The organism is Pediococcus damnosus, from assembly GCF_001437255.1.
Classification (GTDB): domain Bacteria; phylum Bacillota; class Bacilli; order Lactobacillales; family Lactobacillaceae; genus Pediococcus; species Pediococcus damnosus.
Map to the genome: position 1 here is coordinate 1 of NZ_JQBD01000088.1, position 7219 is coordinate 7219.

The following is a 7219-nucleotide window of genomic DNA, read 5'->3' on the forward strand; positions in this document are numbered from 1 at the left end:
TGTTGTTAAGCTATCAACATCCACGCCCATATAAGCAATCTTACGACTAATCGTCTTATGCGTACTCCTGTAATTTGGATCTGTTGGATCTGTTGGGGTAATCGGCTTACTATCCGAATGAATCAAATGAATCGTCAAATTATCCGTATCATCAGCGGTAAATGTATATGCAACACTACCACTCTGATTTTTAGCTAATTGATATCCAGCAGGAACTTTTCCTGAAGTCGATGTAACATAAGTTCCTGTACCATTCATCAAACCACTAATGTTATCAGTAGCAACTATGGCCCCAGAATTATCATCATCAACATAAGTAACATCGAGGTTTTCAGAATTTGGTGTGTAATAAACATTATATGACGATGTGTTATTTGCATCAGTTGCAACTCGATCAGCCGCAACAGTTGGTAAAGTACTCTTAGTTGCATCAATTGCATAACCATCAGGCGTCGTTTCAACATACTTACTGAAACTATCACCTACATAGAAGCCATCAATACTGCTATCTAAATTCTTTACATAGTCCGAATCAATTGTATCTGTTTTAGTTAATGTTGCTTTGCCAGTACTGTCCTCGGTGTAATAATTAACCGTGATGCTTGCCGGTACATAGTCGTATGCAACATCAAATTCACGTGTATTTGGTGTATATGAACTACCAGTTTCATTAGTTCCAGGCGTGTTTGTACTTTTATCATACGTATAGATATCCGTCAATGCCGTTGTAGCATTAGTTACTGCCATCGTCGCATCATCATCTAATGTCATTTCACGACCATTAGATGAAGTAATAGCAGTGTACTTCGCCACTGCACTGCTGATAAATCCAGCTTTATCAAACGCATCACCGTAAATACCAGTTTCAGAATTAAGTTGTGTCTTAGTTCCATCCGGCAAATTACCATATAAATCATACTTAACTGCTTCATCGGCAATTAGATTTTGGGTATTTCCAGGTGTTTTCATAGTCTGCCAAGTAGTCCCATTTGCATCCGTCGTTGTGGCAGGCGTACCATCTGCATTCGTTGCTTGGGTTTGATAATAATCCATCGCACTTGTTAGCGTACCCTTTAATTTTCCACTAGTAATCGTACTGGTATCCCAACGACCCGCTAAACCATCAGAAGTAAACGTCGTCCCAGTCAAATCGTAGGTATCTCCGACATAACCAATGAACGCTTGATTACCATCATCACCAGTGATCCAATTTTGTGACACTGACAATGCATTCGCATCAGCATCATTCGTAATGTTATCACTGTCGTAAGTAACAGTTCCCATGTCACCATATTTATTTGTCCCATTATGACCACGAACTGCAAGTTGTACGGCAATAGGAGTATCAAGCTTAACCGTAATCGTGTAATTTCCATTCGTGCCCTTAACGACCGTAGCAGTTTGATTAGCAGCGATTCGATAATTCATAGCAAGACCACCAAGTGCCCAAGTATAAACATACTTTTGAGGCAACTTGAAGCTTGTATCGGCACTTAATGCACTGATAACGTCAGCTGTGTCAACTGTATCATCAGAATTCATGGCTACTGTGACCGTCGGATTGGTGTAATTTCCATACACAACATCATATTGATTGATACCCTCTTTAAAACCGCTAAGATAAGTCTGGGTAATTGCCTTACCATCGCTATCAACAAAATTAACACCCACCGTTGCCTCAGCAATGGTGTACACAAACGCCGCCGTATTATTTTTACTAATCGTAACCGTCTTATCCGCATTAATCGTGTTTTCGCCAACCGTAATGGTCTTAGTTGCAACACCTTCATCAGTTCCGGTCAAGTTATAACCGCCAACAGTCTCCGGAGTAATCACTACAACATCACCATAATTGGCATCAATCGTCATAGCGCCATCTGTATAAGCTGCCGCAACTGGTGTTCCACCATTAACCGTGTATGTGAAAGTAGTATTAGCTGGTACACCCGTTTCCGTAACCTTAACTTGCTCAGCATTCACAGTATAAACAGCATTAACTGTACCATCTGTGGTAGTTGGAATCGTAGGCGTGTCATTTGTTTTGTCTTCATCCGTATCATTGTATGTTGGTTTACTATATCCAGCAATATCAGTCAGCTTAGTCGCATCAATTGCTGCTCCCGGTACCCCTGAAAGGTCAGAGATGGGCTTTCCAAGATTAACGTAAACGGGTTTCCCGTTAGCATCCGTACCACTTTGATAAACTGGCTGAATGTTATAAGTAACATCGGTAGGCACATACGCAAACGTCATACTATTAGTACCAGTAACCGTATCATCAAAGCTTATTGTCTGAGCTGTCGCCGGAGCAACTGTATAGTTAGCCACTGCAGCAGGCGTAACAGTAATGTACTGACCCTCTGTTAAATCGAATTCAGTACCAGCTTCTGCGGTACTATACTCATCTGTTCCTGATGAAAATACACTCTTATCTGAATTATAAACAGTGTAATTGAAAGTTGTGTTAGCTGGTTCGCCCGTTGCATGAACAAAGGTTGCACCGGCACGCACAGTCTTAGTACCATAAGGCACATTAATAGTGCCACCGTTTTCAGTAATATCAATATTTAAAGTACTTGGTTTATCATAAGTGGTACCGTCCGTGTCTTTTGCTGTGAGTGGCAACGTGCTTGTATCTGCAGCAGCACCTGGAGCACCCGTTAACGCAGCTGTTGGGTCTCCTAAAGGAGTATCGGTTGTACCATAAACAGTACCCGATGAGGTACCATCCGAAGTAATTGTTGTCCTTACAACTGGTTGTAATTGATAGCTAACTGCATTCTCACCCACTGTTTCTGAGTAAAATTGAACCAAATAAGCCTCAGTTTGTGCACTAACTGAATCAGCATTATTATGAGGATTTGAATCATTTGGATCGGCTGTTGTTGCAAGACTAATGGTATTTGCAGACGCTGTATCAGTGGCGTAATCAAAACCTAAAATACCAGGATTTTTTGTATCAGTATTGCCATTAACAGTACTGTCTCCAGTAACTCGAGCCCAAACAGCATCTTCATATGCCTTGTCACCAGCAGTGCCATCAGGATAGGAGCTACGAACAATTGCAGTGTTAGAACCCATATCATTCAATTTAGCTTTATAGAAAGGCAAAATATAATGATAAGTATCCCAATAACCCTGTTGATAAGTAGTGGTAGCAATACCAGTTGGAATTGCTGTACCCGTATGAGTCTTGGTCGTATTAATGCCACTTGCTGCAGTCGTCTCTGTTATATCCGTAGGTAAAGTACCATCATACATCGCCTTCATAGCATCATACTTACCAACCATCATGTAACCATAATCAGCAGTAATTAAAACTCTAGAATAACTTAAATAGATTGAATTAAATATTGAGAAAATGGGATAAGCTACTCCATCCCCAGATAAAGTTAAACTATTCCAACCCGTTCCTGTTCCTGATTCCAGTGCACCAACGTACTCACCAAGTGATCCAGTACCTAGCATGTTACTTACCAAACCATTTATCGTTGCGTTCGCCGCTGCAGTGAGAAAGTCCACACCACTTGTGGGTAGGTGCAGCGTATTAGCTGTTGAATACATCTCTTCAATATGTGGCACCATAGTTGTCAAAGAATACTCACCATCAACTGACATCAACTTATAAGCTAATGCGATTGATTGCGTATTGATGTCAGAAAGGAGTTTATCCTGTCCCTCGTTTACATCAATTCCTTGAACATCAGAAATACTGTTAACCGCGGGCAGTACGGTTTGAAAAACATATTTTTGAGCCCCCGGAACAATTTCGGATATATACAAACTAAGCGTACCGTTTATAAACTTTTGAACGTTAGTCCATGTAGAAGAATCTGTGAGACCCTCTGGCTCATTCCAACGCTTGACAGGAGCTACAGGCTTTGCAATATCATTCTCTCCTGTACCTGCAAACATGTAATCATTAACAAGAAATTCACCAGCAGATTCCAAAATTTTATATGCCTGACTAATGTCAGAATCCGTGTTGGCATCGGTAGCCATTTGAAGAGCTTTCGTCAAATCATCTGGATTTGCTGTTAAAGTACCCAAATAAGTATTCAAGCTGTTCAAATAACTGTCAGGAGCTGCAATGGAATAATAATACATGGCCGCCATATCATCAAATGCTGCCGCGTATCCTGCATCAGTCGTTCCAAAATCAAATTTCAAAGTTGCAGTTGTTTTTAAATAGTTATAATAATCAATTAGTTGAGCTCGAGTAGCATTAGTGATTGAATTACCATTTCCATCGACAAATGCGCCAGTACCTGCAGCAGTCATTAGGGCAATATCCGCCATTGTAATCGGAGAGCCCCAGGCTACATCCAATCGTGTCTTTGAGCCAGAATAATCGCTGCTACTTGTACTAATCCCATCATCATAAGTCAAAGGACCAGTCAAAGCTGCTGCCTTTGCTTCAATCGTCACGTTCGTCAATCCAGCTTCACTTGCCAAAGCCTGTGCACGAGAAGCATCTTCATCCGGTGCCAGCACAATTGTGGTCGACCCATCAGCATTAACAGTAACCGTTGACCCCTCACCCAATTGGTCTTGAAGAGCTTTGGCTGTTGCCGCTGTGGCCGCATTTGGAATTATAGAAGAATTAGAGTCCGTCGATGAGTTGGAATTCTCTGACGAATCAGAACTGGTCGCTGACTCAGCACTAGTTGCTACTGCAGAGCTCACTGAAACAGCAGATTCTGTCGATGACGCAGAATTTGTCGTTGTAACAGAACTTGCAGCTGATGTACCACTCTCAGCTGCTGAAGATGAACTTTCCGTTTTTTCTGAACTTGCACTATTTGTCTTATTACCTGATGATTCTGTACTTGTAGAATCTGATAACGAACTAGTTGAACTGCTAGCTGCTGCAGAACTCTCACTAGATGTTCCGCTTGACGAACTGTCAGATGCACTTGATGAGCCCACCTTATCTACAGACGCGCTCTTAGTATCATATGTCACAGTGGTAGCAGCACTGCTGACCTCACTAGTTGAGGTTGTATTTGAGCTTGGGGCACTACTCTTTAACACAACCGAATTTGAGTTACCGTTAGAATCTGATGTACTAGACGAATCAACAGTAGCAGCCTTAGCTACATTTTCACTACTAACGAAACTACTGGTATTCGTTTTGATATTGGTACCAAATGTTGCCGCCCCAAAGGTCAACAATGATATACCAGCGAAGACCCAGATACGACCTGCTTTATACATTTTATAATGTTCTTTAGTGTCACCTTCATCATGTACAAGCTTCATAAATTTCTTTTGATTTCCTTTATCTTCCATATGATATCTCCTCCGAATTATTACAAATAACTTTCAGTTATGTAACTGTTTACCTATATAACTAATCCACAGCTTTAATTATAATTAAATCACACCATAGTTATACTTCAAATATAAGTCATTGGAAACGATTTTACAATCATTTCCGGTTAAAAATCTTGCCTATTTATATATATTAACTCTTTTTATCTCTTTTTTTGTAATTTTTTTGAATAATTCCTATCTCCTTCTGTACAACCAAGACTAATTTTTAACCAAAAATCATGATTAGTACTCTTTAACTAATAAAAACTTGGGATATCATCATCAACATTTATGTTTATTGTTTATTAATCTACCAAATTCCGCGTGTTTTCCGTAAAAGTTTCTGAGATTCGTTTCCTTTTTTAACACATCTGCTATAACTGATTCAAAACTGATAGATAATTAAGTATTCCTCAATTTCCAGCTTAAAATTCACTTTAGTTAACTTTCTTCCAAAACTAGTGTTTAATTTAACTAAACAATCGAATTCAAAGGAGCACATTTTGAAACAGGAATCTTTATTCGCTAATCAAAACAATCAAAACAGCCCACTGGCTAACCGTGTGCGCCCTCAAACGCTTGACGAATTTACCGGGCAGACGCACCTATTAGGGCCAGGCAAAGTTTTACGTGAAATTATTGATCAAGACCAGTTACCTTCCATTATATTCTGGGGACCGCCTGGTGTTGGCAAAACAACGCTTGCCCAAATCATTGCCCATAAAACAAAATCCCACTTCATTACGTTCAGTGCCGTAACTAGTGGGATTAAGGATATTCGCAAGATTATGGAGGAAGCGGAAGACAATCGGGAAATCGGTCAAAAAACGATTGTCTTTGTCGATGAAATTCATCGGTTTAACAAAGCCCAACAAGACGCTTTTTTACCCTTTGTAGAACGTGGCAGTATCATCCTGATTGGCGCTACTACCGAAAATCCTTCATTTGAAATTAATTCGGCGCTTCTTTCCCGCTGTAAAGTTTTCGTTTTAAAAGAATTGCAGCCAAAAGAAATTGTGACCCTTTTACGTAAGGCTTTGAACAACCCAAACGCCTTTCCAAAACTGAAAGTCGAGATTTCCGATGAGACATTATCTCTAATTTCTCAGTTTGCCAATGGTGATGCCCGCATTGCACTAAATACCCTCGAAATGGCAGTGCTAAATGCGGATCATAAGGATAACACTGTGACTATTACCGATTCTAACCTAAATCAATTTATCAATACCAAGTCGCTTCGCTATGATAAACATGGCGAAGAACACTACAACATTATTTCAGCTTTGCACAAGTCCATGCGCAATAGTGACGTCAATGCAGCTATTTATTGGTTATCACGGATGTTAGACGGCGGAGAAGATCCACTTTACATTGCCCGCAGGTTAGTCCGTTTTGCCAGTGAAGATATTGGCGTAGCTGACACAAGAGCGTTGGAGCTCACCATTAATGTTTTCCAGGCTTGCCAGTTCTTAGGAATGCCTGAATGTGATGTCCATTTAACCGAAGCGGTCATTTACTTATCCTTGGCACCAAAATCCAACTCGGTTTATAAAGCCCGTTTAAATGCCAAAAAAGATGTGAAGAAAACGGGAAATGAACCAGTGCCACTTCAAATTAGAAATGCTCCCACCAAACTAATGGGCGATCTAGGCTATGGCAAGGATTATCAATATGCACATTCAGAAAAAGACAAGCTAACTAATATGAAAACTATGCCACCCGATTTAGAAGACCATGAATATTATGTACCTACTGAAGAAGGTAATGAAAAACGTTTTAAACAACGGCTTGAATACATCAAAAATTGGCATGCTAAACATGATAACGAATAGAAAAAAGCACGAACAAAATTAAATTTGTTCGTGCTTTATTGTGGGTCTACACTTTCTGGTATTGGTGAATA

Annotated in this window: 2 protein-coding genes; one reads left to right on the plus strand and one right to left on the minus strand. The window is 40.1% G+C overall.

Features of this window, described 5'->3' with window-relative positions:
* A partial coding sequence (locus tag IV84_RS08895) for a KxYKxGKxW signal peptide domain-containing protein (protein ID WP_155515915.1) occupies window positions 1–5292 on the minus strand: 5292 nt, incomplete at its 3' end.
* A gap of 527 nt (window positions 5293–5819) precedes the next feature.
* Here IV84_RS08895 and IV84_RS08900 point away from each other — a divergent pair.
* Window positions 5820–7148, plus strand: a complete 1329-nt coding sequence (locus tag IV84_RS08900; protein ID WP_046871481.1) for a replication-associated recombination protein A — start codon at window positions 5820–5822, stop codon at window positions 7146–7148.
* Window positions 7149–7219 lie beyond the last annotated feature (71 nt).